This window comes from Simplicispira hankyongi (assembly GCF_003570885.1).
GTDB lineage: Bacteria > Pseudomonadota > Gammaproteobacteria > Burkholderiales > Burkholderiaceae_C > Simplicispira > Simplicispira hankyongi.
This window is the reverse complement of record NZ_QXJC01000001.1, coordinates 438,234-463,996: the sequence shown is the minus strand read 5'-3', so window position 1 is coordinate 463,996 and position 25,763 is coordinate 438,234. Positions and strand designations below refer to the sequence as shown.

The 25,763-nt window shown below is 64.3% G+C and carries 24 protein-coding genes and 1 tRNA gene; 19 read left to right on the top strand and 6 right to left on the bottom strand.

Annotation, left to right across the window (positions count from 1 at the left end):
- Positions 1-176: 176 nt before the first annotated feature.
- From D3F03_RS02095 to D3F03_RS02030, 14 genes are all read left to right on the top strand, one after another.
- Positions 177-713, top strand: coding sequence for a Fe-S cluster assembly transcription factor (locus D3F03_RS02095; RefSeq protein WP_119107703.1), 537 nt, complete (start codon positions 177-179; stop codon positions 711-713).
- Positions 714-824: 111 nt separating this feature from the next.
- Positions 825-2,045: an IscS subfamily cysteine desulfurase gene (locus D3F03_RS02090; protein WP_119107702.1), complete on the top strand. Its 1,221-nt coding sequence runs from the start codon at positions 825-827 to the stop codon at positions 2,043-2,045.
- A 25-nt stretch (positions 2,046-2,070) separates the two neighbouring features.
- A complete protein-coding gene (gene iscU / locus D3F03_RS02085; RefSeq protein WP_119107701.1) occupies positions 2,071-2,475 on the top strand; it encodes a Fe-S cluster assembly scaffold IscU in 405 nt (134 codons plus the stop codon).
- Positions 2,476-2,482: 7 nt separating this feature from the next.
- Complete coding sequence (iscA, locus tag D3F03_RS02080; protein WP_119108516.1) at positions 2,483-2,806, top strand: iron-sulfur cluster assembly protein IscA; 324 nt, start codon at positions 2,483-2,485, stop codon at positions 2,804-2,806.
- 166 nt (positions 2,807-2,972) lie between these two features.
- The gene (gene hscB, locus D3F03_RS02075; protein ID WP_119107700.1) at positions 2,973-3,491 is read left to right on the top strand and encodes a Fe-S protein assembly co-chaperone HscB; all 519 of its coding nucleotides are present in this window, start codon (positions 2,973-2,975) and stop codon (positions 3,489-3,491) included.
- A gap of 64 nt (positions 3,492-3,555) precedes the next feature.
- Positions 3,556-5,445 carry a Fe-S protein assembly chaperone HscA gene (gene hscA, locus D3F03_RS02070; protein ID WP_119107699.1) on the top strand — a complete coding sequence of 630 codons (1,890 nt, stop codon included), beginning with the start codon at positions 3,556-3,558 and terminating at the stop codon, positions 5,443-5,445.
- Between the two features lie 17 nt (positions 5,446-5,462).
- Positions 5,463-5,801 carry an ISC system 2Fe-2S type ferredoxin gene (fdx, locus tag D3F03_RS02065; RefSeq protein WP_119107698.1) on the top strand — a complete coding sequence of 113 codons (339 nt, stop codon included), beginning with the start codon at positions 5,463-5,465 and terminating at the stop codon, positions 5,799-5,801.
- A 22-nt stretch (positions 5,802-5,823) separates the two neighbouring features.
- Entirely contained in the window at positions 5,824-6,534 is a 711-nt protein-coding gene (gene dnaQ / locus D3F03_RS02060) for a DNA polymerase III subunit epsilon (protein ID WP_119107697.1), read from the top strand.
- A 39-nt stretch (positions 6,535-6,573) separates the two neighbouring features.
- Positions 6,574-6,648: transfer RNA gene (locus D3F03_RS02055), tRNA-Val, on the top strand.
- Positions 6,649-6,761: 113 nt separating this feature from the next.
- On the top strand, positions 6,762-7,811 hold the full coding sequence (locus tag D3F03_RS02050; RefSeq protein WP_119108515.1) for a histone deacetylase family protein: 1,050 nt from the start codon (positions 6,762-6,764) through the stop codon (positions 7,809-7,811).
- A gap of 37 nt (positions 7,812-7,848) precedes the next feature.
- Positions 7,849-8,955, top strand: a complete 1,107-nt coding sequence (locus tag D3F03_RS02045; protein WP_119107696.1) for an NAD(P)/FAD-dependent oxidoreductase — start codon at positions 7,849-7,851, stop codon at positions 8,953-8,955.
- A 127-nt stretch (positions 8,956-9,082) separates the two neighbouring features.
- Positions 9,083-9,394 carry a DUF883 family protein gene (locus tag D3F03_RS02040; RefSeq protein ID WP_119107695.1) on the top strand — a complete coding sequence of 104 codons (312 nt, stop codon included), beginning with the start codon at positions 9,083-9,085 and terminating at the stop codon, positions 9,392-9,394.
- A gap of 26 nt (positions 9,395-9,420) precedes the next feature.
- Complete coding sequence (locus tag D3F03_RS02035; protein ID WP_119107694.1) at positions 9,421-9,816, top strand: phage holin family protein; 396 nt, start codon at positions 9,421-9,423, stop codon at positions 9,814-9,816.
- Positions 9,813-10,133: a hypothetical protein gene (locus D3F03_RS02030; protein ID WP_119107693.1), complete on the top strand. Its 321-nt coding sequence runs from the start codon at positions 9,813-9,815 to the stop codon at positions 10,131-10,133. The genes D3F03_RS02035 and D3F03_RS02030 overlap by 4 nt, the downstream gene beginning before the upstream one ends.
- A 24-nt stretch (positions 10,134-10,157) precedes the next feature.
- Here the strand turns inward: D3F03_RS02030 and D3F03_RS02025 are convergent, their stop codons facing one another.
- Complete coding sequence (locus tag D3F03_RS02025; protein ID WP_119107692.1) at positions 10,158-11,216, bottom strand: quinone-dependent dihydroorotate dehydrogenase; 1,059 nt, start codon at positions 11,214-11,216, stop codon at positions 10,158-10,160.
- 36 nt (positions 11,217-11,252) lie between these two features.
- Between D3F03_RS02025 and rpiA the strand changes: the two genes are divergently transcribed.
- On the top strand, positions 11,253-11,942 hold the full coding sequence (rpiA, locus tag D3F03_RS02020; RefSeq protein WP_119107691.1) for a ribose-5-phosphate isomerase RpiA: 690 nt from the start codon (positions 11,253-11,255) through the stop codon (positions 11,940-11,942).
- A gap of 2 nt (positions 11,943-11,944) precedes the next feature.
- Here the strand turns inward: rpiA and D3F03_RS02015 are convergent, their stop codons facing one another.
- The 5 genes from D3F03_RS02015 to D3F03_RS01995 form a co-directional block, all read right to left on the bottom strand.
- The gene (locus tag D3F03_RS02015; protein ID WP_119107690.1) at positions 11,945-12,604 is read right to left on the bottom strand and encodes a glutaredoxin family protein; all 660 of its coding nucleotides are present in this window, start codon (positions 12,602-12,604) and stop codon (positions 11,945-11,947) included.
- 71 nt (positions 12,605-12,675) lie between these two features.
- Entirely contained in the window at positions 12,676-14,706 is a 2,031-nt protein-coding gene (locus tag D3F03_RS02010) for a M3 family metallopeptidase (protein WP_119107689.1), read from the bottom strand.
- Between the two features lie 59 nt (positions 14,707-14,765).
- On the bottom strand, positions 14,766-15,617 hold the full coding sequence (folD, locus tag D3F03_RS02005; RefSeq protein ID WP_119107688.1) for a bifunctional methylenetetrahydrofolate dehydrogenase/methenyltetrahydrofolate cyclohydrolase FolD: 852 nt from the start codon (positions 15,615-15,617) through the stop codon (positions 14,766-14,768).
- A 69-nt stretch (positions 15,618-15,686) separates the two neighbouring features.
- Positions 15,687-16,313, bottom strand: coding sequence for a response regulator transcription factor (locus tag D3F03_RS02000; protein ID WP_119107687.1), 627 nt, complete (start codon positions 16,311-16,313; stop codon positions 15,687-15,689).
- Positions 16,310-18,871: a PAS domain S-box protein gene (locus D3F03_RS01995; RefSeq protein WP_119107686.1), complete on the bottom strand. Its 2,562-nt coding sequence runs from the start codon at positions 18,869-18,871 to the stop codon at positions 16,310-16,312. Before D3F03_RS01995 ends, D3F03_RS02000 begins: the two co-directional genes overlap by 4 nt.
- A gap of 166 nt (positions 18,872-19,037) precedes the next feature.
- Between D3F03_RS01995 and aceE the strand changes: the two genes are divergently transcribed.
- The 4 genes from aceE to D3F03_RS01975 all read left to right on the top strand — a co-directional run bounded on the left by aceE (position 19,038) and on the right by D3F03_RS01975 (position 25,692).
- The gene (aceE, locus tag D3F03_RS01990) at positions 19,038-21,752 is read left to right on the top strand and encodes a pyruvate dehydrogenase (acetyl-transferring), homodimeric type (protein ID WP_119107685.1); all 2,715 of its coding nucleotides are present in this window, start codon (positions 19,038-19,040) and stop codon (positions 21,750-21,752) included.
- Between the two features lie 99 nt (positions 21,753-21,851).
- On the top strand, positions 21,852-23,552 hold the full coding sequence (aceF, locus tag D3F03_RS01985) for a dihydrolipoyllysine-residue acetyltransferase (RefSeq protein WP_119107684.1): 1,701 nt from the start codon (positions 21,852-21,854) through the stop codon (positions 23,550-23,552).
- 15 nt (positions 23,553-23,567) lie between these two features.
- Positions 23,568-25,430, top strand: coding sequence for a dihydrolipoyl dehydrogenase (lpdA, locus tag D3F03_RS01980; protein WP_119107683.1), 1,863 nt, complete (start codon positions 23,568-23,570; stop codon positions 25,428-25,430).
- Positions 25,431-25,461: 31 nt separating this feature from the next.
- On the top strand, positions 25,462-25,692 hold the full coding sequence (locus tag D3F03_RS01975; protein ID WP_119107682.1) for a DUF3079 domain-containing protein: 231 nt from the start codon (positions 25,462-25,464) through the stop codon (positions 25,690-25,692).
- The last annotated feature ends 71 nt before the right edge of the window (positions 25,693-25,763 follow it).

Below are 25,763 nucleotides of genomic sequence, written 5' to 3'. Positions count from 1 at the left end.
CGTTCGAATATCCGACAAATTTGATCTGACTTTGTGCTATACTCACACAACTTAGTCGGGTTTTCTCTGTTCCCGAAAAAGGGTGCCTTTCCCCAGGCAGACAAGACGGAGAACGGGTGGCGGCCTCGCACTGTGTGCAGCCTGTCACATGGAACCCAAAGCACAAGGAGCTTGCGATGCGTCTTACCACCAAGGGCCGGTTTGCTGTAACCGCCATGATCGATCTGGCCCTGCGCCAGGGCAATGGTCCCGTTACCCTGGCCGCCATCAGCCAGCGCCAGCGCATTTCGCTGTCCTACCTGGAGCAACTGTTTGGCAAACTGCGCCGCCACGAGCTGGTCGAATCGACGCGTGGTCCCGGCGGCGGCTACACCCTGGCGCGCACGGCTGGCGACATCACGGTGGCTGACATCATTGTGTCCGTGGACGAACCCATGGATGCGACCCAGTGCGGTGGCAAGGAAAACTGTCTGGGTGAGGCCGGCCGCTGCATGACCCACGATCTGTGGGCCACGCTGAACCAGCGCATGGTCGATTTTCTGGCCTCGGTCAGCCTGCAAAAGCTGGTCGATGAGCAGCTCGCCAAAGGTTTGCAGATTGAGGACAAGCCTGTTTTGCGCCGCGCCATCTCCACCCAGCCGGTGATCAAGCCGATTCGCGTGAACGCGCCCAATTCGGTATTTGCCCTGGGCAACGTGTTCGCCAAATCCTGAAGACCCTGATGCGGCACGGGTGGCGGCGCGTTGCAAGGCGCACGCCAGCTTTTTGCTGCAAGCTCGCAACGTCGCACTACCTGCCAGCCCGCCTTATTGAACGAGCCAGCCATGGACATGACCCCGCACTTCCCGATATACCTTGACTACGGTGCCACCACGCCGGTGGACCCGCGCGTGGTCGACGCCATGATCCCGTGGCTGCGCGAGCATTTTGGCAATGCCGCCTCCCGCAGCCACGCCTGGGGCTGGGAAGCCGAAGAAGCGGTGGAATGTGCCCGCGGCCAGGTGGCCGACCTGATCGGTGCCGACCCGCGCGAAATCGTCTGGACCAGCGGCGCCACCGAATCCATCAACCTGGCCCTCAAGGGCGCGGCGCAGTTCTACAAAGGCAAGGGCAAGCACCTCATCACCTGGAAAACCGAGCACAAGGCCGTGCTCGACACCATGCGCGAGCTCGAGCGTCAGGGCTTTGAGGTCACTTACCTCGACGTACAGGAAGACGGCCTGATCAACCTCGATGCCTTCAAGGCCGCGCTGCGGCCCGACACAGTGCTGGTGAGCGTGCTGTTCGTCAACAACGAAATCGGCGTGATCCAGGATGTGGCCGCCATTGGCGCCATCTGCCGCGAGAACGGAACCCTGCTGCATGTCGATGCCGCGCAGGCCACGGGCCGCGTGGAGATTGACATCAAGAGTCTGCCAATCGACCTGATGAGCATGACGGCGCACAAAACCTACGGCCCCAAGGGTGTAGGTGCGCTCTACGTGCGCCGCAAGCCCCGGGTGCGTCTGGAAGCGCAGATTCACGGCGGCGGTCACGAGCGTGGCATGCGCTCGGGCACCTTGCCCACGCACCAGATCGTCGGCATGGGCGAAGCGTTTCGCATCATCAAGCTCGAAATGGACGAGGTGAACGCCAAGGCGCGGGTGCTGCAAAAGCGCCTGCTCGATGGCCTGAAAGATATTGAACAGGTCTTCATCAACGGCAGTCTCGAACGCCGCGTGCCGCAGAACCTGAACATCAGTTTCAATTTTGTCGAAGGTGAATCGCTGATCATGGGCATCAAGGGCCTGGCCGTGTCGTCCGGTTCGGCTTGCACCTCGGCCAGCCTGGAGCCGAGCTACGTGCTGCGGGCCCTGGGCCGCAGCGACGAATTGGCGCACAGCAGCCTGCGCATGACCATCGGGCGCTTCACCACCGAAGAAGAGATCGACTACGCGATCTCGACCATTCGCGAAAACGTGGCGCGCCTGCGTGAACTCAGCCCGCTCTGGGAGATGTACCAGGACGGCATCGACATCAGCACCATCCAGTGGGCTGCCCACTGAAACCGGATTTTGCAAGGAGCACACCATGGCTTATTCAGAAAAAGTAATCGACCATTACGAAAACCCGCGCAACGTGGGCTCGTTCGACAAGGGCGACGAATCGGTGGGTACCGGCATGGTTGGCGCCCCGGCCTGCGGCGACGTGATGAAGCTGCAGATCAAAGTGAACGCCGACACCGGCGTGATCGAAGACGCACGCTTCAAGACCTATGGCTGTGGCTCCGCCATTGCTTCGTCGTCGCTGGTGACCGAGTGGGTCAAGGGCAAGACGCTGGACGAAGCGGCGGCCCTCAAGAACAGCGAAATCGCGCAGGAGCTGGCTTTGCCACCGGTGAAGATCCATTGCTCCATCCTGGCGGAAGATGCCATCAAGGCCGCCGTCAGCGACTACAAGGCCAAGCACGGCGTGGCCGCTGCCGCAAATGCCTGAGAACGCCATGGCCATCACCCTGACCGAAGCAGCGGCCCGCCACGTGAGCCGCTATATGGAGCGACGCGGCAAGGGGCTGGGCGTTCGCCTGGGCGTGAAGACCAGCGGCTGCTCGGGCCTGGCCTACCAGCTTGAATACGTCGATGAAGCGGCGCCCGAAGACGTGGTGTTTGAAAACCATGGCGTCAAGCTGCTGATCGACCCCAAGAGCCTGGCCTACCTGGACGGCACCGAACTCGATTTCGTCCGCGAAGGTCTGAACGAAGGTTTTAAATTCAGCAACCCCAACGAGCGCGACCGCTGCGGCTGCGGCGAGAGCTTCAGGGTTTGATTCGGACAACCCCCTGAGCGGCTTTGCCGCTTCCCCCTTCTCTCGGCTTCGCCGGGAAGGGGGACACCACCGGCGCTGCGGGGCGGCCCTTGCGCGGTGGTCGCTGGTTGGGGGTCACGCCCCAGGCGTTGGCCAGCGACCCATACGAACACAGCAATACGCGGGCATGAACCTCCAATCCGACGATTTCGAACTGTTTGGCGTGGAGCGCCGCTTCGCCCAGGAGCGGGCGCAACTCGACGCGCGCTGGAAGGAACTGCAGCGCCAGGCCCACCCAGACCGCTTTGCGTCCGAGGGCGCCGCCGCGCAGCGCGTGGCCATGCAGTGGTCGGTGCGCATCAACGAGGCGTACCAGAGGCTCAAGGATCCGCTCGCCCGCGCCGCCTATCTGTGCGAGCTCGGTGGGGCGCCGGTACGGGCCGAAGACAACACGTCCATGCCGACACAATTCCTGATGCAGCAGATGGAGTGGCGCGAGGCACTGGACGACGCCCATGACGCGCAGCAGATCGATGCCCTGGGCCTGGTGGTCAAGAACGCCGAGCGCGATGCGCTGGCACGGTGCGCCGCCTTGCTCGACGAAGCGCACGACCATGTCGGGGCCGCGCAGCAGGTCAGAGCCCTCATGTTCCTTGCGCGTTTTGCGCGCAGCGTGGAGCAACGCGCCGATCAACTGGGACAATAGGCGGTTGCCCGGCAGGCCGCTTCGTATGCGGTGGCCCCGGCGTTTTCGATCACGACAGGATTCCATGGCGCTGCTGCAGATCTCCGAACCCGGCCAATCCCCCAAGCCCCACCAACGGCGCTTGGCGGTAGGCATTGACTTGGGCACCACGCATTCCCTGGTGGCGGCGGTGCGCAATGGCGTGGCCGATTGCCTGCCCGACGCACAGGGCAGGGTGCTGCTGCCCTCTGTCGTGCGCTATCCCGAAGCCGGCGGGCGCCAGATCGGCTATGACGCCGTCCCCTTTTTGCAGCAGGATGCCGCCAACACCATTGCCTCGGTCAAGCGCTTCATGGGGCGCGGCCGGGGCGATATTGCGGCGGTGGACAAGTTGCCCTACGCGCTGGAGCACGGCGAAGAGGCGGATACCGCCAGTGGCGGGCCTTCGGCAGGCATGCTGCGCATTGCCACCGCCCAGGGCGCCAAGTCGCCCGTGGAGGTGAGCGCGGAAATCCTGGCCACGCTGCGCCAGCGTGCCGAAGACAGCTTTGACGACGAGCTGTACGGCGCGGTGATCACCGTGCCAGCCTATTTCGACGATGCGCAGCGCCAAGCCACCAAGGATGCCGCGCGCCTGGCCGGCATCGACGTGCTGCGCCTCATCAACGAACCCACGGCGGCAGCCATTGCTTACGGCCTCGACAACGCCAGCGAAGGCGTCTACGCCGTGTACGACCTGGGCGGCGGCACTTTCGACATTTCCATTCTTCGCCTCGCCCAGGGTGTGTTCGAAGTGCTGGCCACGGGCGGTGATTCGGCCCTGGGCGGCGACGATTACGACGCCGCCCTGGCCGATTGGGTGCTGGCGCAGACCGGTACCTTGCTCGCCAGCCCTTCCGACAAAGGCGCCGCCCGCGTGGCCGCCAGGCAGTGCAAAGAGGCCCTGACTGCTAGCAATATTGCAGCATTCAACGCAGACCTATCAAGCGCTAGCGTGCATTTTGACGTCAAACTTTCAGAGTTTGACGCGGCCACTGCGCCGCTCACCGCCCGCAGCCTGGCCGTGGTCCGCCGCGTGCTGCGCGACGCGCGGCTCACTCCCGCCGACGTCAAGGGCGTCGTCATGGTCGGCGGCGCCACGCGCATGCCCCAGGTGCAGCGTGCGGTGGCCGATTTCTTTGGCCAGCAGCCGCTCACCAACCTGAACCCAGACGAAGTCGTGGCGCTGGGCGCCGCTGTCCAGGCCAACCAGTTGGCCGGAAACGCGGGCGCCGAAGACCTGCTGCTGCTCGACGTGATTCCGCTCTCCCTGGGCCTGGAGACCATGGGCGGTCTGGTCGAGCGCATCATTTCGCGCAACGAAACCATTCCCACCGCCAAGGCGCAGGACTTCACCACCTTCAAGGATGGGCAGACCGCGCTGGCGATCCACGTCGTGCAGGGCGAGCGCGACCTGGTGCAGGATTGCCGCAGCCTGGCGCGCTTTGAACTGCGCGGTATTCCGCCCATGACGGCCGGCGCGGCGCGCATCCGCGTTACCTTCACCGTGGACGCCGACGGCCTGCTGAGCGTGAACGCACGCGAACAGACCAGCGGGGTTGAAGCGCGCATCGATGTGAAGCCCTCGTACGGCCTCAGCGACGAAGAAATCACCCGCATGCTGCAAGAAGGTTTTGCCACGGCATCCGAGGACATGCGCGCCCGTGCCGTCGCCGAGGCGCGGGTGGACGCCGAGCGCCTGCTGGCGGCCACGGCCAGCGCACTCGCTGTGGACGGCGATCTGCTGGAGCCGCCCGAGCGCGCCAACATCGACGTCTGTAGGCGCCAGCTCGACACCGCCCGCGCAGGCAGTGATGCTGCCGCCATCGAAGCCGCCACCCAGGCCCTGGCCGCAAGCACCGAAGCCTTCGCCGCCGAGCGCATGAACCGCAGCATCCACGATGCGCTCGCCGGCAAGCGCATTGACACCCTTTGACCACCGAGACCCGATTCATGCCCGTCATCAAAGTCCTGCCGCACCCGGAATACTGCCCGAACGGCGCCGAGATCACGGCGCCCGCCGGCACCAGCATCTGCGAGGCCCTGCTGGAGAACCACATCAACATCGAGCATGCCTGCGACATGAGCTGCGCCTGCACCACCTGCCATGTGGTGGTGCGCGCCGGCTACAGCTCGCTCAACGATGCCGAGGAAGAAGAAGAAGACCTGCTCGACCGCGCCTGGGGGCTGGAGCCGCAGTCGCGCCTCTCGTGCCAGGCCATTCTGGCGGCAAGCGACGTGACGGTGGAGATTCCCAAATATTCCATCAACCACGCCAAGGAAAACCACTGATGGACCAGGCGAGGGCGCAACCATGAGCCGGCAAATCATCCTCGACACCGAAACCACGGGCCTCTCGGCCGAGGCGGGCGACCGCGTCATCGAGATCGGCTGCGTCGAGCTGCTCAACCGCAAGCTGACCGGGCACCATTTCCACTATTACCTGAACCCCGGCCGCGACAGCCATGAAGACGCACTCAAGGTCCACGGCATCAGCAACGAGTTTTTGCGCGACAAGCCGCGCTTTGAGGCCGTGGCTGCGGAATTCCTCGACTACGTGCGCGGTGCTGAAGTCATCATCCACAACGCGGCGTTCGACGTCAGCTTCCTGAACAAGGAACTCGAACTCGCCGGCCTGCCGCCTTTTGCGGCCCATGTCGAGAGCGTCACCGACACCCTCGCCATGGCCAAGGAGCTGTACCCCGGCAAACGCAACTCGCTCGACGCCCTGTGCGACCGCCTGGGCGTGGACAACTCCAGCCGCACCCTGCACGGTGCGCTGCTTGATGCCGAGCTGCTGGCCGACGTGTACATCAACCTAACGCGTGGCCAAGAGGCCTTGCTGATCGCCGAAGACAGCACGCCAGGCAGCGAGTTCCACGTGGCCGCGTTCGACCTGCGCACGCTCAGCTTGCGCGTGGTTCCCGCGAGCGAGGGCGAGCTCACGGCGCATCAGGCGGTGCTGGCCGAGATTGACAAAGCCAGTGGTGGAAAAACAGTCTGGAAAATGGATTTAGCCACCTAAAGCTGTGCCATAATAGCGGGCTGATAGCAAACGCAATCAGGGCGATTAGCTCAGGGGTAGAGCACTGCATTCACACTGCAGGGGTCGCAAGTTCGAAACTTGCATCGCCCACCAGAAAACCCATTAAAAGCGCCGTGAGGAAACTCCCGGTGCTTTTTTTTTGGCGCACGCACGCGGCGAATGCGGGCCCACTGGGCTGCCGCCTGTGGCCGCGCCACAATGTGCCCATGATTGCCTACTGGAACCCCCTGCACGCCGGCCACGCACCCGCGCACGAAATTTTTCGTGGCGACAAGGTCGCGTGCTTCGAAACCCCGGCGCGCGCCGACTTTGTGCTCTCCGCCTTGCAAGGCGCCGGCCACGAGCTGCGCGAGCCTGACCAGGACGGTGCCAGCGCGCTGGCGCAGATTCACGGTGACCGCTACCTCGATTTCCTGCGCACCGCCTGGTCGCAGTGGCTCTCGCTGGACCCTCAGAATGAGCAGCGCCAGCCTTTCCCTTCGGTCTGGCCGGTGCGCAGCCTGCGCAGCGATATCGAGCCGGTCAACTTCGTTGCGCGGCTCGGCCTGTACTCGATGGACAACGGCTCGCCGCTGGCGCACGGCACCTGGGCGGCCGCGCGTGAGGGGGTGGATGTGGCGGCCAGCGCGGCGCATGCCGTGGCGCAAGGTGCGCGCGCCGCATTCTGTGTGTCGCGCCCGCCGGGCCACCATGCCGGGCGTGACTTCATGGGGGGCTACTGCTTTCTCAACAATGCCGCCATCGCTGCGCAGACGTTGCGCAACCTTGAGTTTGAGCGCGTGGCGGTGCTGGACGTGGACTACCACCATGGCAATGGCACGCAAAGCATCTTCTACGAGCGCTCGGACGTCTTTTTTGCAAGCATCCACGGCGACCCGCTGACTGAATACCCGTTTTACCTGGGCTATGCGGACGAGACGGGGGAAGGCGAGGGCGCTGGCTGCAACCTCAACCTGCCGCTGCCGGCAGGCAGCAGCGTTGCCGCCTGGTTCGAGGCGCTGGAGATTGCCTGCAAACGCCTCGGCAAATGGGGGGCCACTGCGCTCGTGGTGTCGCTCGGGCTCGATACCTTTGAAGGCGACCCGATTTCGCACTTTGCGCTGACAGCGGGCGATTTCGTGCGGCTTGGCGAGCGGCTGGCGCGCTTGGGGCTGCCCACCGTCTTTGTGCTCGAAGGCGGTTATGCCGCTGCCGAACTTGGTCACAACGCGCTGTGCGTGGTGAATGGGTTTGAGGCGGTTGCCGGCGCCGCATGAGCCGCATGAGCGGGCTCGCGCCGCAGGGGGTTTCCGGGTGAGTGAACAGGTGGAGTGCGTGGTCGTGGGGGCGGGCGTCGTGGGCCTGGCGGTGGCGCGTGCGCTGGCCATGCAGGGGCGTGAGGTGCTGGTGCTGGAGGCCGCGCCTGCCATTGGCACCGGCACCAGTTCCCGTAGCAGCGAGGTGGTGCATGCCGGCATTTACTACGCCACCGACTCGCTCAAGGCGCAACTGTGTGTGCGCGGGCGCGCGTTGCTGGTGGCCTTTTGCGACCGCCACGGCGTAGAGCACCGCCGGACTGGCAAACTCATTGTTGCCACGTCGGCCAGTCAATTGCCCGCTCTCGAAGCGGCCAACTTGCAGGCGCAGGCAAATGGCGTGCGCGATCTGCAATGGCTCGATGCCGCGCAGGCGCGAGCGCTCGAGCCCGCGCTGGCCTGCGAAGCGGCGCTGCTCTCGCCTTCCACGGGCATTGTGGACAGCCATGGTCTGATGTTGGCGCTGCAGGGCGACGTGGAGCGCCACGGTGGATTTTTAGTAACAAATACGGCTCTAGCGCATGTTCAGCAAGCGAAGAATGCTCTAACTTTGAGAGCGGCTGACGGCACGCAGGTGCAGGCGCGCATCCTCGTGAACGCCGCCGGTTTGTCGGCGCCGTTGCTGGCGCAGCACTTTGAAGGCTTGGCGCCAGAGCACATTCCCACGCCGCGCTACGCCAAAGGCAACTACTTTTCCTTGAGCGGCCGGGCGCCGTTTTCACGCCTCATCTACCCGGTGCCGGAAGCAGCAGGGTTGGGCGTGCACCTCACCCTGGACCTGGGTGGACAGGCCCGGTTCGGGCCGGACGTGCAATGGGTGGACGCGCCGGACGACCTGGCAGTGGATGTGCGGCGTGGCGATGCTTTCTACGCCGAAATTCGCAAATACTGGCCGGCACTTCCGGACAACAGCCTGGCGCCTGCGTACGCCGGCATACGGCCGAAAATTGCATTCGGCGCTTCGGTGTGCAGCGACTTCGTTATTCAGGGGCCCCAGGTGCATGGTGTCGCGGGGCTCGTCAACCTCTTTGGCATCGAGTCGCCTGGCTTGACCAGTGCCCTGGCGATTGGCGAGCATGTCGCGGTTTTGTGTAAGAGCTGGTAGGCCTCACCTGTCAGACAGTGACGCAATCGGCTGGCGCTGCGCCCATTCATCGCTAAGATGGGACGACAAGCATCGGTGAGGGTTACAAGGCCGATCAGCACGGTTTTTATTCAAGAAAGGGCACGCCATGGCACATTCCGCATCCGACACACTCTCCAGCACCCAGCACGAGCTTGAAAAACTCGTGTCCGACCTGCGCGGTCTGATTTCCAACCGCGACCTCGACAGCGTGCCCGAGATTCGCGCGCTGCGCCAACGCCTGGACGATGGCATGCAGATGGTGCGTGACTCGACCGTGCGCGCGGCGCAGGAAGCAGCGCGCCAGGCCAAGGACGCTGCCCTTGCAGCCGATCGCTACGCGCACGACGAGCCTTGGCAAGTCGCAGGCGCCGCGCTGGCGGTAGGTGCTGTGATCGGCTTTCTGCTCTCGCGCCGCTAAGCGCTGCACCGCTTGCAGGAAAACCCATGGATTGGTTAGCGCTTTTAGGCCTTGGTGCCTTCGTGGACCGCTGGCGTGCCCACGCCATTGAGGCGGCGATTGCGGTAGAGGACAGAACCACGCTGTTCCGGCTGGAGTTGCGCGACTACAGGCGCAGCCTGGCCCTGATCGTGGGGCTGACCATTGCGGCTGCCGCTTTGACGGTGGTGACGCTGACCGTGCTCTCTGGGGCCATCATGGTGCATTTTTGGGAGACACCCGAACGCATCACCGCCGCTTGGTCAGTGGCTGGGCTTTGGGTGCTGCTGTGGGCTGCAGCGGTTGCGGCACTATGGTCTACGGCGCGCAAGGCAGGCAATGGTTTTGCGCTGACGCGCCAGGAACTGGGCCGAGACTGGCAAGACATCAAGGAACGCCTATGACCGCCGCCAGCACCCCCCCTGCCGTGGCGGCCAATGCGGAGCAGCAGCAGGTGCTCGATCGCATTGCCGCGCAGCGCCTGCGCCTGCGTGAGCGCAGAGCCCGGCGCGCCCAAGCGGTAGCGGCAGCGCGCGAGGCCCAGCAGGTGGCCGGCTTGGGGCCAGACGCTTCCCTCGTTTCACGCTTGGCCGTTTTTGCACGCCTGCATCCGGTTGCGGTGGCCGTAGCTGCTGCCACCGCGGTGGCGGTGGGCCCCAAACGCGTGCTGCGCTGGGTGGGTGTCGCCATGCCCATGCTGATGCGGCTTCGCAGCCGATAAGTCGCCAGAGGCTTGCCGCGAAACTTACCGCGGCATGGCTTTGATGGCTTGGGCGGCGCGGCCCACCAGTGCTGGGCCTTGGTAGATCAAGCCGGTATAAATCTGCACCACATCCGCCCCGGCGCGGATTTTTTCGACCGCGTCGTCCGCGCTCAGGATGCCGCCCACGCCAATGATGGGAAAGGCTGCGCCCAGTTCTGCGCGCAGCAGGCGGATGACGCGGTTGCTGGCCTCCCGCACCGGTGCGCCACTCAGGCCGCCCGTCTCTTGCGCGTGTGGCAAGCCCTTGACCGCCTCGCGCGAGACGGTGGTGTTGGTGGCAATGACGCCATCCATGCCATGCTGCAGCAGGCTGTTGGCGATAGAGCGCACCTGGGCTTCGTCCAGGTCGGGTGCAATCTTGATGAATATCGGAACACGTTTCGCGCCTGGGCGCGCAGCGAGCGTTTCGCGCCGCTCGGCCAGCGCCAGCAGCAGGCCGTCGAGTGCTGCGTCGGACTGCAGCGCGCGCAGGTTCTGGGTGTTGGGGGAACTGATGTTCACCGCCACGTAGTCAGCGTGCGGGTACACGCCTTCGAGCCCGGTAAGGTAGTCTGCCGTGGCGTCTTCGATCGGCGTGCTGGCATTCTTGCCAATATTGAGGCCAAGGCGCATGGCGCTGTGCTGGCCGCTTTTGCGGCAGCGGGCACGCTGCACGTTGTCAAGGAATGCGGCCAGACCGTCGTTGTTGAAACCCAGCCGGTTGATGAGGGCCTGGGCCTGGGGCAGGCGAAACATGCGCGGTTTAGGGTTGCCAGGCTGGGGGCGAGGGGTAACCGTGCCCACTTCGACAAAGCCGAAGCCCATGGCTGCGAGCGCATCGATGCAGCGCGCGTTTTTGTCCAGTCCAGCGGCCAGGCCCACACGGTTCGGGAACGTGAGCCCTGCGAGGGTGATAGGGTCGTCGACAGTGCTGGCGCACCAGCCCAATTGCAAGGGCGTTCCCTGGCCGCGCGCCAGGGCGCTCAGAGTGAGGTCGTGGGCGGCTTCGGGGTCGAGGCCAAACAAAAAGGGGCGTGCGAGGGAATAGGGAATCAGGGGCATGGCGATAATTCAGGCTTCAACCCCCGATTCTCCGCCATGACACCTTCTCCTACTCCGACCCAAGACGAACTCAAAACCCAGGTGGCACAAGCCGCACTGGCCTATTTGGTGCCGGGCGACATCATCGGCGTGGGCACGGGCTCGACGGTCAACAAGTTCATTGAAGCGCTGGCCGGCATCAAGCAGAACGTACGGGCCGCCGTATCGAGCTCGGAGGCCAGCACCGAGCGCCTGCGCGCGCTGGGCATCACGGTGCTGGATGCGAACGACGTCGAGCGCTTATCGGTCTATGTGGACGGGGCAGACGAAATCGACGGCAGCGGCTGCATGGTCAAGGGCGGTGGTGCGGCGCTGACGCGCGAGAAGATTGTCGCAGCGCTTGCCGATCGCTTTATTTGCATTGCCGACGAATCCAAGCTGGTGGCCAGGCTTGGCGCATTTCCCCTGCCGGTGGAAGTCGTCCCCATGGCCACGGCGCATGTGGTGCGGCGGTTTCGCGCCATGGGCGGCACGGCCAGCCTGCGCATGCGGGGAAGCGCACCGCTCGTGACCGACAACGGCCAGCACATTCTCGATGTGCGCGGGTTGACGATTGAGGACCCGTTGGCAATGGAGTCGGCCATTAACCAGTGGCCAGGCGTCGTCACCGTGGGCATTTTTGCCCACCAGCGTGCCCAGGTGTGCTTGCTTGGCACGCCCTCAGGCGTGCGCACCATTCAATATTGAGGTCAGAACTGGATGCCTGCCGGATTGGAGGGCGTAGGCCCAGAAGGTGCTGCAGTGGGTGGACGCTGCCGGGGGCGTGCGGTGGTGGCGGCGGCTGCCGGTTTGGATGCTGCCTGCGCGGGTGTGACCGCGACCAGGGGCATTGGCGCGGCGCGGCGGTAGTTGGCAGGCAACTGCGATTGCTTGGGGTAGCCGGCAGCATCCAGGTACTGTGCCCATTCGGTGGCTGAGTAACCCGAAAGCTGCTGCCCGCCGATGGTGGCAAAAGGCAGATTGGTGTTGCCGCTCAGGCGCTGCAGGGCTTCCACATCCTCATTGGTATTCACGGTGCGCTCGGAAAAGGGAATGCCGCGCGTGGACAGCATGCTGCGTGCACTGTCGCACGGTGCGCATTTGTCGCCGGAATACAGCGTGACGGGAAAACGCTGTGCCACCTGGCGCAGATCGAAGGGCAGGGTGGACGTGCTGGTTGCAGACTCGGTTGGCGTGACCGTGCTGGTGTGCGCACCGGGCTGGGCCACCTCGGGTGCGCGATCGGAAAAGGTCACTTTGCCGTCAGGCCCGACGATGCGGTACACCGGCTGGGCCTGCACGCTTGCAGCAATGACCAGTGCGGCTAGCGCCAGGATCGAGGGAATCCAGACCGTGCGTGAAACTGTCATCAAGCGTCTCCTGATTGCCAAAACCAATAGGGGGATTCTTGCACCGAAATTCGGCCCTGGGCGCGAATGCCTCAGGCCATGCCCTGGTGGCGCAGCAAGGCGTCCAGGCTGGGCTCACGGCCGCGGAACGCCTTGAACGACTCCATCGCCGGGCGGCTGCCGCCTGATTCCAGAATGGCCTCGCGGTAGCGGCGGCCGGTTTCCGGGTTGGGAAGGCCGTCGGCGCCGGTGGTTTCCTCGAAGGCTGCATAGGCGTCGGCGGACAGAACTTCGGCCCACTTGTAGCTGTAATAGCCTGCGGCATAGCCGCCGGCGAAGATATGGCTGAAGGTGTGCGCCGTGCGGCTGAAGGCCGGCGGCTGCAACACGGCCACCTCGGCACGCACCAGGTCGAGCAGCGGCATGAAATCCTGAGCCGGGTCGTGTTCGGTGTGCAGCAGCATGTCAAACAGGGCGAACTCGATTTGCCGCAGCGTTTGCATGCCGCTCTGGAAATTCTTCGCGGCAATCATCTTGTCGAACAGGCTGCGGGGCAGCGGCGCGCCCGTGTCGGCGTGGGCCGTCATGTGGCGCAGCACGTCCCATTCCCAGCAGAAGTTCTCCATGAACTGGCTGGGGAGTTCGACCGCATCCCATTCGACTCCGGCAATGCCGGAAACGTCGCGTTCGTTCACCTGCGTGAGCATGTGCTGCAGGCCGTGGCCAAACTCGTGGAACAGGGTGATGACGTCGTCGTGCGTGAGCAGTGCAGGCTTGCCTTCGCTGCCAGCGGAGAAGTTGCACACCAGGTAGGCGACGGGTGTTTGCAGCGCGCCGGTATCGGGCCGCAGCCAGCGGGTGCGTGCGTCGTCCATCCAGGCGCCACCCCGCTTGCCATTGCGCGCGGGCATGTCGAGGTAGAACTGGCCCACCAGACTGCCGGCGCGTTCGATGCGGTAGAACTGCACAGCCGGGTTCCAGACGGGCGCCTGGTCGGGGCGAATCGCCACCTCGAACAGGGTTTCGACAATCTTGAACAGCCCGGCAAGTACCGTGGGGGCCGGGAAATACTGGCGCAGCTCTTGCTCGCTGAAGGCGTAGCGCGCTTCCTTGAGTTGTTCAGAGATATAGGGCCAATCCCAGGGTTGCGGATCGGCAAGCGAGAGCTGCTCAGCGGCAAAGGTGCGCAAATCCGATACGTCTTTCTCCGCGTACGGGCGAGCGCGTTGCCCCAGGTCGCGCAGAAAACTCACCACCTCGGCCGTCGATTGGGCCATCTTCGGGGTCACCGACACCTCGCCAAAATTGGCGTAGCCAAGCAAATGCGCTTCTTCCTGCCGCAGGGCGAGAATCTCACGGATCAGGGCGCTGTTATCAAAGCGCTGGGCTTCGCCCTCGGCCTGGTCAGAGGCGCGCGTGGCGTAGGCGCGGTACAGGACCTGGCGCAGGGCGCTGCTGCGGGCGAACTGCATGATGGGCAGGTACACCGGCATTTTGAGGCTGAGCTTGCAGCCGGCCTTGTCCTCGGCCTTCGCCGCGTCGCGGCAGGCCTGGATGACGTCTGCGGGGACGCCATCGAGTTCCTCCTCGGGTACGTAGTAGGCGAAGGAGTCGGTCGCATCGAGCGCGTTCTCGCTGAACTTCTGCTGCAGCTCGGCCATGCGCTCCTGGATCTGCGCGAAGCGCTCTTTCGCCGCTCCTGCGAGCTCGGCGCCCGACAGCACGAAATTGCGCACGGCGTTTTTCCAGGCCTGCAGTTGCTCGGCATTGAGGCTGGCAGGCGTGATGGCCTTGTACTTGGCGTACAGATGCTCATCGGCACCCAGGCGCGTCCAGAAGTCCGTCACGCGGGGCAGGGCGGCGTTGTAGGCGCCCCGCAGCTCGGGCGTGTCGGCGACGCTGTTCAGGTGGCTGACGACGCCCCAGGCGCGGCCCAGTTCTTCGGTGGCCACGTCCAGCACGCGGGCGATGGCGTTCCAGTTGGCGGGAAATTCGGGTGCCGTGACCGTTTGCAGCGCGGCATCGGCCCGCGCCAGCAGGGTGTCCATGGCGGGCGCGACATCCGTGGGTGCGATGCGGTCGAAGGCCGGCAGGCCGGAAAAGTCGAGAAGGGGATTGCTCATGCGGGTATAGATGGTGCCCGCAGGCGCGGGTTCAAGGAATATGAGGCGCTGGCAACACGTCACGCGGCCGCGCGTTCGGCGGCTTGCAGTGTGTTGACCAGCAGCATGGTCACGGTCATGGGGCCGACGCCACCAGGCACGGGCGTGATCCAGCCGGCGACCTGCTTGACACCTTCGAAATCCACGTCGCCGCAGAGCTTTCCGGCGGCGTTGCGGTTCATGCCGATGTCGATGACCACCGCGCCGGGCTTGACCATGTCGGCCGTGACGGTGTTTTGCCGCCCGACCGCCGCGACGATGACGTCGGCCTGCAGCGTGTGGTGCTTGAGGTTGGCCGTGGCGCTGTGGCACACGGTGACGGTGGCGTTCTTTTGCAGCAGCATCAGCGCCATGGGCTTGCCGACGTTGTTGCTGCGCCCGATGACCACGGCATGCTTGCCGCGCAGGTCGATGCCCGTGCTCTCGATCAGCTTCATGCAGCCGTAAGGCGTGCACGACCAGAAACCGGGCGTGCCGGTGAGCAAGGCGCCGGCGCTGGCGACATGGAAGCCGTCCACGTCTTTCTCTGGCGCAATGGCGGCAATGACCTTTTGCGCGTCAATGTGCTTGGGCAATGGCAGTTGCACCAGAATGCCATGAATACGCGGGTCGGCGTTGAGCGCTGCAATGCGACCCAGCAGGTCGGCCTCGGTCAGGTCGGCGCCATAACGCTCCAGCACCGAATGAAAGCCTGCATCGGCGCAGGCCTGTACCTTTTTGCCCACGTACACCTGGCTTGCCGGGTCTTCGCCCACGAGCACCACGGCCAGGCCGGGTTGCGTACCGCGTGCAGTGAGTTCGGCGGTGCGGCGTGCCACATCGGCGCGCAGTTGCGCTGCGAGCGCGTTTCCATCAATGATCGTCGCCGTCATAAAAATATCAATCAAATTGGCCTCTAGCGCTTATTCTATATGCGCTGGCAGCTATATAAAAAGGAGCAATCAAGGGCGCGGAGCAGCCTGACCCAGTGCGATCTTGAGCAGGTCTGCCACGGTGTTGGCGCCGAGCTTTTCCATGATGTTGGCGCGGTGCGCCTCCACCGTCTTGATGCTGATACCCAGGTCGTCGGCGATCTGCTTGTTCAGTCGCCCGGCGACGATGCGCTCAAGTACCTGCGCTTCGCGCGTGGTGAGCTTGGAGAGCAAAGCCTCGCGGCTGGCCGCTTGCTGGTAGTCGGCGAAGGACTCGCGTGCACGCTCAAGCATACGGTCCACCAGAGTGAGCAGCGCTTCTTCATCAAAGGGCTTTTGAATGAAGTCGAGCGCGCCTTTCTTCATGGTGTCCACCGCCATGGGCACGTCGCCGTGGCCGGTGATGAACACGATGGGCAAGGGAGATTTGCGCTCAATGAGGCGTTCCTGCAACTCGAGCCCCGTCATGCCGCCCATGCGGATGTCGACGATCAGGCAGGCGACTTCACGCGGGTCGTAGCGCGCCAGAAAGGACTCGGCGGAATCAAAACATCGAACCCGGTAGTCTTTCCCTTCGAGCAGCCATTGCAGCGAATCACGCACCGCTTCGTCGTCGTCGACAACATAGACGGTACCTTTTTTGGGAATCAAACTCATGCAATTGTCCTTGGGGAGTCGGTGTTTGCTACAACATTTGTAGTGTCAATGGCAGGCGCAGCGAGCGGCAACCAGAAGGTGAAGCGGCAACCCGTAACCTCTGGGCCATTGTAAATGTTCTCTGCCCGCATCCTGCCCTGGTGCGACTCGACAATGCTGCGGCACAAGTTGAGCCCCATGCCCATGCCTTGCGTCTTGGTCGAGAAGAAGGCTTCAAACAGGCGCTCCAGCACTTCGGGGGCGAGGCCGCGTCCGCTGTCCTGTACGGAAAATTCGAGCCCTTCCACGCCATTCATCTGGCGCGGCACTACGCGCAGTTCCACGCTGCGCTGTGCCGGTGGGCGAGCGGCGTTGGCGATGGATTCGGCGCCGTTCTTCATCAAGTTGACCAGCACTTGCTCGATCAGGATGGAATCGGCCATGACAGGAGGCAGTCGTGCGGCAAGGTACTGCGTCAGGCGCACGTTGTTGCGGCGCAGTTCAATACCGGCCAGTTCGACAGCTTCGGCCACCATTTGCTCGGCGTTGGCGAGCTGGCGCTTGGGCTCGCTTTTCTTCACGAATTCGCGGATGCGCTGGATGATCTGGCCGGCGCGCTGCGCCTGGTGCGCCGTCTTCTCCAGCGCGGCCAGCAAGGCAGGCTCGGTGATTTGCCCGCTTTTGACGCGCGAGATGATGCCGCTGCAGTAGTTGCTGATGGCGGTGAGCGGCTGGTTGAGCTCATGCGCCACGCTGGATGCCATCTCGCCCATGGTGATCAGGCCGCTGACGGATTGGGCGCGCTCGGTCTGGCGCGCAGCCTGCGCTTCGGCCAGGCGGCGCGGCGTGATGTCGGTGGCAATCACCATTTGTGCCAGGCGCCCATCCACCCAACTCAAATAGCGAGAGCGCACTTCCAGCCATTTGCCCAGGTCGGGCAGGAAGATTTCTGCGTTTTCGGTGTTGGCGCTGGTCAGGCTGTCGGTGGGCAGGCCCATCAGCGGGTCTTCGTCCGAGGGGTGGCCGGCATCACCGGCTGGCAATACGCCAGCCTGCGCCACGAGTTGCAAATGGCCGTCGGTCTGGGAGCCAAACCATTGGCGGTACAGCTTGTTGGCAAACAACAGCTCGGCACTGCCCAGCGGCGCGACCGAAACCGAGGCGTCCAGCGCTTCGAGCACGATGGTGAAGCGCTCGTGCGAGGCGGTGAGTTGCTCGCGGATGCGGTTGGGCTCGGTGATGTCGGTCATCGAGGTCATCCAGCCGGTCTGGCGGCCGCGCGCATCGATCAGCGGCGAGACGTAGAGCCGAGCGTCGAACACGGAGCCACTCTTGCGCCGCACCCGCACTTGGAAGCCGCCAGCGATGCTCTTGCCACTGAGCTCGTCCTGTAGCCGGGCGCGCAGCGTTTCGTGGTCGGAGTCGGGCCAGTAGGGAAAAGGGGGCATCTGGCCGACGAGTTCCTCTTCGGTCCAACCCGTCATTTGGCAAAAGGCGGCGTTGACGTAGGTGATTTGGCCGTTCAGGTCCAGCGCGCGCATGCCGGTGAGGACGGAATTTTCCATCGCACGGCGGAAATTCGTTTCCTGCACCAGTGCCTCCTGGGCCTGCATGCGCCGGCGCGTATGGCGCCAGGTGGCGATCAGCATCCAGGCCGTCATGGCACTCAGCGCGCCTACCAGCCAGAACAGGCCGCTGCCCACCAACCCGAGCGAGGTGCGATAGGCCTGGGCGCGCAGCACCAGGCTATCGCCCACGGGAGAGACCGGCACCTGGTAGGCCGTGGTGCGGCGGTCCCCCGGCATCCATTCGGGGGGCTCGCGTGGTGCCAGGGGCACGCCGGCGAGGACCTTGCCCTTGGCGTCAAGCAGCGTCATGGCATAACGGGCCAGCAGCTCGGTGGGCGTGCCATAGCGCAGCAGGTTGTCCACGGAATACTCCCCCAGCACCACGCCGGCGAAATTGCCCTGCGCATTGATGGGGACCTGCAGCTGTAGCAAGGGGACCGATTCGCCATCTGCCAGTGCAGGTTGGGAGTACACCGGCTGCTGCGTTGAACGTGACAGCGCGAACACGGTTTGCGTTTCGCCCTTGTGCAACACCTCGCCGGCCACGCGCACTTGGGCGCTTGTGATGGTCGGTGTCGCATGGCTCGCGAGGATGCGGCCGGTTTCGTCGATCCAGGTGATGGCCTGGAGCTCGGGGTATTGACCGATCAGAGCCTCGGCACGCTGGTGAAACTGGGGCAGCTCGATGTCCTTGTTGGACAGATCGCGCGCAATCCGCATCAACTGCTCCTGGCGTTCCAGCAAACGCAGCCGGATGCGCTGCTGCGCATATTCAACGTCGCGGCGCACCGCCTCCTGCTCGCGGTAGGCCTCTTCGACGCGCAAGTACCAAAAGGCCGCGACGATGGCCGCAAGAAACAACAGAACGGCCGCCAGCGGCGCCAGCGCAGCAAATCGGTCTTGCCGGTTGGGGGACAGGCTGCGCCACCAGGTGGCCCACCAGCGCGCCACCGCACTGCGCTGCGAGGGCGCACGGATCGGGGCCGGAGCTTGGGAAGTCTTCAAGGACATGGAGCGAGTGTAGAGGGGAGCGCGCTTCGTTTCTGGTAGTGGAAGTGGCTGATTGATTTCAAAATATCACAATATGAAATGAAAATGCACTATTTGAAATTTTGGAAAAATGTGCGAAACTAGAGGAACCGTACTAAATTGTGGTCAAACACATAGGAGACAGAGCATGGCAGACGCGTCCCAGACCCCCGCCCCCCTTGCGGCAGCAGGCATTACAGATACCGACCAACAGGAAACGCGCGAGTGGACAGATGCCTTGTCCGCCGTGATCGAAAGCGAAGGCCTGGAGCGTGCGCACTTCCTTCTTGAGCAACTGCTGGAACATGCGCGCCAGAACAGCCTGGACATGCCGTTTTCCGCCAATACCGGCTACGTGAACACGCTCGAACCCGACCAGGAAGCGCGTTGCCCGGGCAACATCTCGATTGAAAAGCGCCTGCGCGCCTACATGCGCTGGAACGCCATGGCCATGGTGGTGCGTGCCAACCGCCTGCACCCGGCCGACGGCGGCGATCTGGGTGGGCATATCGGCTCCTTTGCCTCGCTGGCCAGCATGTGGGGTGCCGGTTTCAACCATTTCTGGCACGCCGAGAGCGAAACCCACGGCGGCGACTGCATCTACTTTCAGGGCCACAGCGCACCGGGCATCTACGCGCGCGCCTACCTGGAAGGGCGCATTTCCGAAGACCAACTGGAGAATTTCCGCCAGGAAGTCGGCGGCAAGGGCCTGTCGAGCTACCCACACCCCAAGCTGATGCCGGGCTTCTGGCAGTTCCCCACCGTCAGCATGGGCCTGGGGCCCATGATGGCGATCTACCAGGCGCGCTTTCTTAAATATTTGCACGCGCGCGGGATTGCCGACACGGCCAACCGCAAGGTCTGGGTGTTCCTGGGCGACGGCGAAATGGACGAACCCGAGAGCAAGGGTGCCATCAGCTTGGCGGCGCGTGAGCAGCTCGACAACCTGATTTTCGTCATCAATTGCAACCTGCAGCGGCTCGACGGCCCGGTGCGCGGCAACGGCAAGATCATTCAAGAGTTGGAAGGCGACTTCCGCGGCGCGGGCTGGCACGTCATCAAGCTCTTGTGGGGCAAGGGCTGGGACGACCTGCTGGCGCGCGACAAGAGCGGCAAGCTCCGGCAGGTGATGATGGAGACGGTGGATGGCGACTACCAGACCTACCGCGCCATGGACGGCGCCTATATCCGCAAGCATTTCTTCGGCAAGTACCCGGAAACGTTGAAACTGGTCGAGCACCTGAGCGACGACGACATCTGGGAACTGCGCCGTGGTGGCCACGACCCGGAGAAAGTCTTCGCTGCCTTCCATGCTGCCAACGCGCACAAGGGCGACCCCACCGTGCTGCTCGTCAAGACCGTCAAGGGCTACGGCATGGGCAAGGCCGGCGAGGGCAAGAACACGGTGCACCAGACCAAGAAACTGGCCGACGAGGACATCCGCTACATCCGCGACCGCTTCGCCATCCCCATCCCCGACAGCGAGCTTGAAAAGCTGCCGTACTACAAACCGGCCGACGACACGCCGGAAATGCGCTACCTGCACGAGCGGCGCAAGGCGCTGGGCGGCTACCTGCCCAAGCGCCGGGAGAAGGCCGACGAGCATTTCACCGTGCCGTCGCTGGAGACCTTCAAGGCCATCCTGGAGCCCACGGCCGAAGGCCGCGAGATCAGCACCACCCAGGCCTATGTGCGCTTTTTGACGCAGTTGCTGCGCGACAAGGCGCTGGGCCCGCGCGTCGTGCCCATCCTGGTCGATGAGGCGCGCACCTTCGGCATGGAAGGCATGTTCCGCCAGATCGGCATCTACAACCCCAAGGGCCAGCTCTATACCCCGGTGGACCGCGAGCAGGTGATGTACTACAAGGAGCAGGCCAACGGCCAGATCCTGCAGGAAGGCATCAACGAAGCCGGCGGCATGTGTTCGTGGATTGCCGCGGCGACGTCGTATTCGACGAACAACCGCATCATGATTCCGTTCTACGTGTACTACTCGATGTTCGGGTTCCAGCGCTTTGGTGACTTTGCCTGGGCGGCCGGCGACATGCAGGCGCGCGGCTTCATCCTGGGGGGTACCTCCGGGCGCACCACGCTCAACGGCGAAGGCTTGCAGCACGAAGACGGCCACAGCCACATTCTGGCCAGCGTGATCCCCAACTGCGTCGGTTACGACCCGACCTTTGCGCACGAGGTGGCCGTCATCATGCAAGAAGGCTTGAAGCGCATGGTCGAGCGCCAGGAGAATGTGTACTACTACATCACCCTGCTGAACGAAAACTACGCCATGCCCGGCCTGACGGCGGGCACCGAAGAGCAGATTCTCAAGGGCATGTACCTGTGCAAGCAAGGCGCCGAGGGCGACAAACGCGTGCAGTTGCTGGGCTCGGGCTCCATCCTGCGGGAATCGCTTGAAGCGCAAAAACTACTGGCCGCCGAGTGGGGCGTGCAGGCCGATGTCTGGAGCTGCACCAGCTTCAATGAGCTGACCCGTGAGGGCCAGGATGCCGAGCGCTGGAACCTGCTGCACCCATTGGAGACAGCGCGCGTGCCTTTTGTCACGCAGCAACTGTCAGGCCACAGCGGTCCGATCGTGGCGTCGACCGACTACATCAAGGCCTACGCCGAGCAGATTCGTCCGTACATTCCTGCCGGGCGCAGCTACAAGGTGCTGGGCACGGATGGCTTTGGCCGCAGCGATTTCCGCTACAAGCTGCGCGAGCATTTCGAGATCAACTGCCACTACATCACGGTGGCCGCGCTCAAATCTCTGGCGGATGAGGGCAAGCTGCCGCACGCCAAGGTGGCCGAGGCCATCCAGAAGTACGGTATCCAGACCGAGAAGGTGAACCCTCTTTACGCATAAGCGCACATCGAGACCCACTTTTCAGCCAGGACACCGCCCCGCCAGCGCAGGGCGGTGTCCCAGTTGCAAGTCGTCTCCCGAAAAGAAAGCGAGACAAACATGGCATTGGTAAACATTCAGGTTCCCGACATTGGCGACTTTGACGAAGTCGGCGTCATCGAACTGCTGGTCAAGGTGGGCGATACGGTGCAGGCAGAGCAGTCGCTGATCACCGTCGAATCGGACAAAGCGTCGATGGAGATTCCGTCGAGCCACGCAGGCGTGCTCAAAGAGCTGAAGGTGGCTCTGGGCGACAAGGTCAAGCAAGGCTCTGTGATCGCCGTGGTTGAAGCGGCGGACACCGGAAATTCAGAGCCAAAAGCGGCTCCAGCGCAGGCTGCACAAGCGCCAGCAGCTAGCAAATCAGAAGCGCCCGTGGCCGCACCCGCGGCGTCTGCGGCAGCAACTGCGCCTGCGCAGGCTGCAGCACCGTCCGGCCTGCTGGAAGTGCGCGTGCCCGACATTGGCGATTTCAAGGACGTGGCCGTCATTGAAATCCTCGCCAAGGTGGGCGATGCGGTGCAGCTTGAACAATCGCTGTTCACCGTCGAGTCGGACAAGGCGTCCATGGAAATTCCTTCGCCCGCCGCTGGCGTGCTCAAGGAGCTCAAGGTCAAGGTCGGCGACAAGATCAATATTGGCGATTTCGTCGCCGTGCTCGAAGGGGCCGCCCCCGCATCAGCGGCCGCCGCCACGCCTGCCCAAGCCGCCGCGCCGGCCCCGGCAGCGCAGGCCGCTGTCGCCCCAGCACCCGTTGGCGCGCAAGCCTCGGTTCCCGCGCCCGTTCTGGCCGCGGCCGCCCACCAGCCGGGCGCGGCCGTGCTTGGCCTGCCGCACGCATCGCCCTCGGTGCGCAAGTTTGCGCGCGAGCTGGGCGTACCGCTGGCCGAAGTCAAGGGCAGCGGCGCCAAGGGCCGCATCACGCAGGAAGACGTGCAGAACTTCACCCGTGCCGTCATGGCCGGCAGCCAGCGCACGCAAGCGCAGGGCGCTGCGCCCGTCGCCGCGTCCGGTGGCGGCGAGCTGGGCCTGATCGCCTGGCCCAAGGTGGACTTTTCCAAGTTCGGCCCCATCGAACGCAAGGAGATGGGCCGCATCAAGAAGATCAGCGGCGCCAACCTGCTGCGCAACGCCGTGATGATCCCGGCCGTCACCAACCACGACGACGCCGACATCACCGAGCTCGAAGCCTTCCGCGTGCAGCTCAACAAGGAAGCGGAGAAGAGCAAGAGCGGTGTCAAGGTCACCATGCTGGCCTTCCTCATCAAGGCCTGCGTCGCGGCGCTCAAGAAGTTCCCCGACTTCAACAGCAGCCTGGACGGCGATGCGCTGGTGATGAAGAACTTCTGGCATATCGGCTTTGCGGCGGACACGCCCAATGGCCTGATGGTGCCGGTGCTCAAGGATGCCGACAAGAAAGGCATCTTCCAGATCAGCCAGGAAATGGGCGAGCTGGCCAAGAAGGCACGCGAGGGCAAGTTGAGCCCGGCCGAGATGAGCGGCGCCAGCTTCACCATCTCCAGCCTGGGCGGCATTGGCGGGCGCTATTTCACGCCCATCATCAACGCGCCTGAGGTGGCCATTCTGGGCGTGTGCAAGAGCCAGATGGAGCCGGTGTGGAACGGCAGCGCCTTCCAGCCGCGCCTGATGCTGCCGCTCTCGCTCACCTGGGACCACCGCGTGATTGATGGGGCCTCTGCGGCGCGCTTCAACGTCTACCTGGGCGAGATCCTGGGCGACTTCCGCCGCGTGCTTCTCTAAGGCAGGGGGTCAGATATGGCAATCATCGACATCAAAGTACCCGACATCGGCGACTTCGCCGAAGTGGCCATCATCGAAGTGATGGTCCAGCCCGGCGACACCATCAAGGCCGAGCAAAGCCTGATTACCGTGGAGTCCGACAAGGCCTCGATGGAAATCCCGTCGAGCCACGCTGGCGTGGTCAAGGAACTGAAGGTCAAACTCGGCGACAAGATCCATGAGGGCAGCGTGGTGCTCACATTGGAGACGCAGAACGCTGGCGCTGCGCCAGCACCCGTTGCCGCCCCGGCATCTGCCCCTGCTTCTGCACAGAATTCAGAGCCAAAACAGGCTCTAGCGCAGGCACCACAAGCACAAGCAGCTACGAATCCAATAGCATTCGCCTTCTCGGGAAATGCCGATCTGGACTGCGACCTGCTGGTGCTCGGCGGTGGCCCCGGCGGCTACTCGGCCGCCTTCCGCGCGGCCGACCTGGGCCTCAAGGTGGTACTGGTCGAGCGTTACGCGACATTGGGCGGCGTCTGCCTGAACGTCGGCTGCATTCCGTCCAAGGCGCTGCTGCACGTCGCGGCCGTCATGGACGAAGTGGGCCACCTGGCCGCCGCAGGCATCGAATTCGGCGCGCCCACGGTCAACGTGGAGACCCTGCGCGGCCACAAGGAAAAGGTCGTCGGCAAACTCACCGGCGGCCTCGCCGCCATGGCCAAGATGCGCAAGGTCACCATCGTGCGCGGCTACGGCAGCTTTGTCGGCGCCAACCATCTGGAGGTTGAGGAAACCACCGGTACGGCGCAGGACAAAACCGGCAGCAAGAAGACCATTGCCTTCAAGCGCGCCATCATCGCCGCCGGCAGCCAGGCCGTGCGCCTGCCCTTCATGCCCGAAGACCCGCGCGTGGTGGACAGCACAGGTGCCCTGGCGCTGCAAGGCGTTCCCAAGCGCATGCTCATCCTGGGCGGCGGCATCATCGGCCTGGAAATGGGCACCGTGTACAGCACGCTGGGCGCACGCCTGGATGTGGTGGAAATGATGGACGGTCTGATGCAGGGCGCCGACCGCGACCTGGTCAAGATCTGGCAGAAGATGAATGCCAAGCGCTTCGACAACATCATGCTCAAGACCAAGACGGTGGGGGCTGAAGCCACGCCGGAGGGCATCAAGGTGACGTTTGCCGCAGCGGAAGAGGGCGGCCAAGCTCCCGAACCACAAACCTACGACCTGGTGCTGCAGGCGGTAGGCCGCACACCCAACGGCAAGAAGATCGCCGCCGACAAGGCCGGCGTGGCCGTCACGGACCGTGGCTTCATCAACGTCGATATCCAGATGCGCACCAACGTGCCGCACATCTTCGCCATCGGCGACATCGTGGGCCAGCCCATGCTGGCGCACAAGGCGGTGCACGAGGCGCATGTGGCGGCCGAGGTCATCGCCGGGGAACTGCAGGGCAACCAGGAGCTGGCCAGCGCCGCCTTCAACGCCCGCGTCATCCCCAGCGTGGCCTACACCGACCCCGAAGTGGCCTGGGTGGGCCTGACCGAAGACCAGGCCAAGGCCCAGGGCATCAAGGTCAAGAAGGGCCTGTTCCCTTGGACGGCCTCCGGCCGTGCCATCGCCAATGGCCGCGACGAGGGCGTCACCAAACTGCTGTTCGACGACTCGCCCGAGGCGCATGGCCACGGCAAGATTCTCGGCGGCGGCATCGTCGGCACCCATGCGGGCGACATGATCGGCGAGATCGCCCTGGCCATCGAGATGGGCGCCGACGCCGTGGACATCGGCAAGACCATCCACCCGCACCCCACGCTGGGCGAGAGCATCGGCATGGCGGCAGAGATTGCGCACGGCAGCTGCACGGACGTGCCGCCGGCACGCAAGTAGGCGGGAGCGCACCCCCTCACCGAGCGCAGCCGTGGCAGCCAAGAAGTTTCCCAAGGCCCCCGCGCACCCCGAACGGGTGTGCTGGGGCTGCGACTTGTACTGCCCTGTGGGCGACATGCGCTGCGGCAACGGCTCGGACCGCACGCCGCACCCGGCGGAGCTGTTCGGGGAAGACTGGGCCGAGTGGGGCTCGGAGAACGACGGCGAAACCCAGGCGCCCACAACCACCTGCCATCCCGGCGCTGAACGCCCCACGCATTGACCGCGCCGCTCCTGCGCATCATTGCCCGAACAGGCCGGCCAGGTCGTGCCCATCGTCACGCTGAGCTCCGA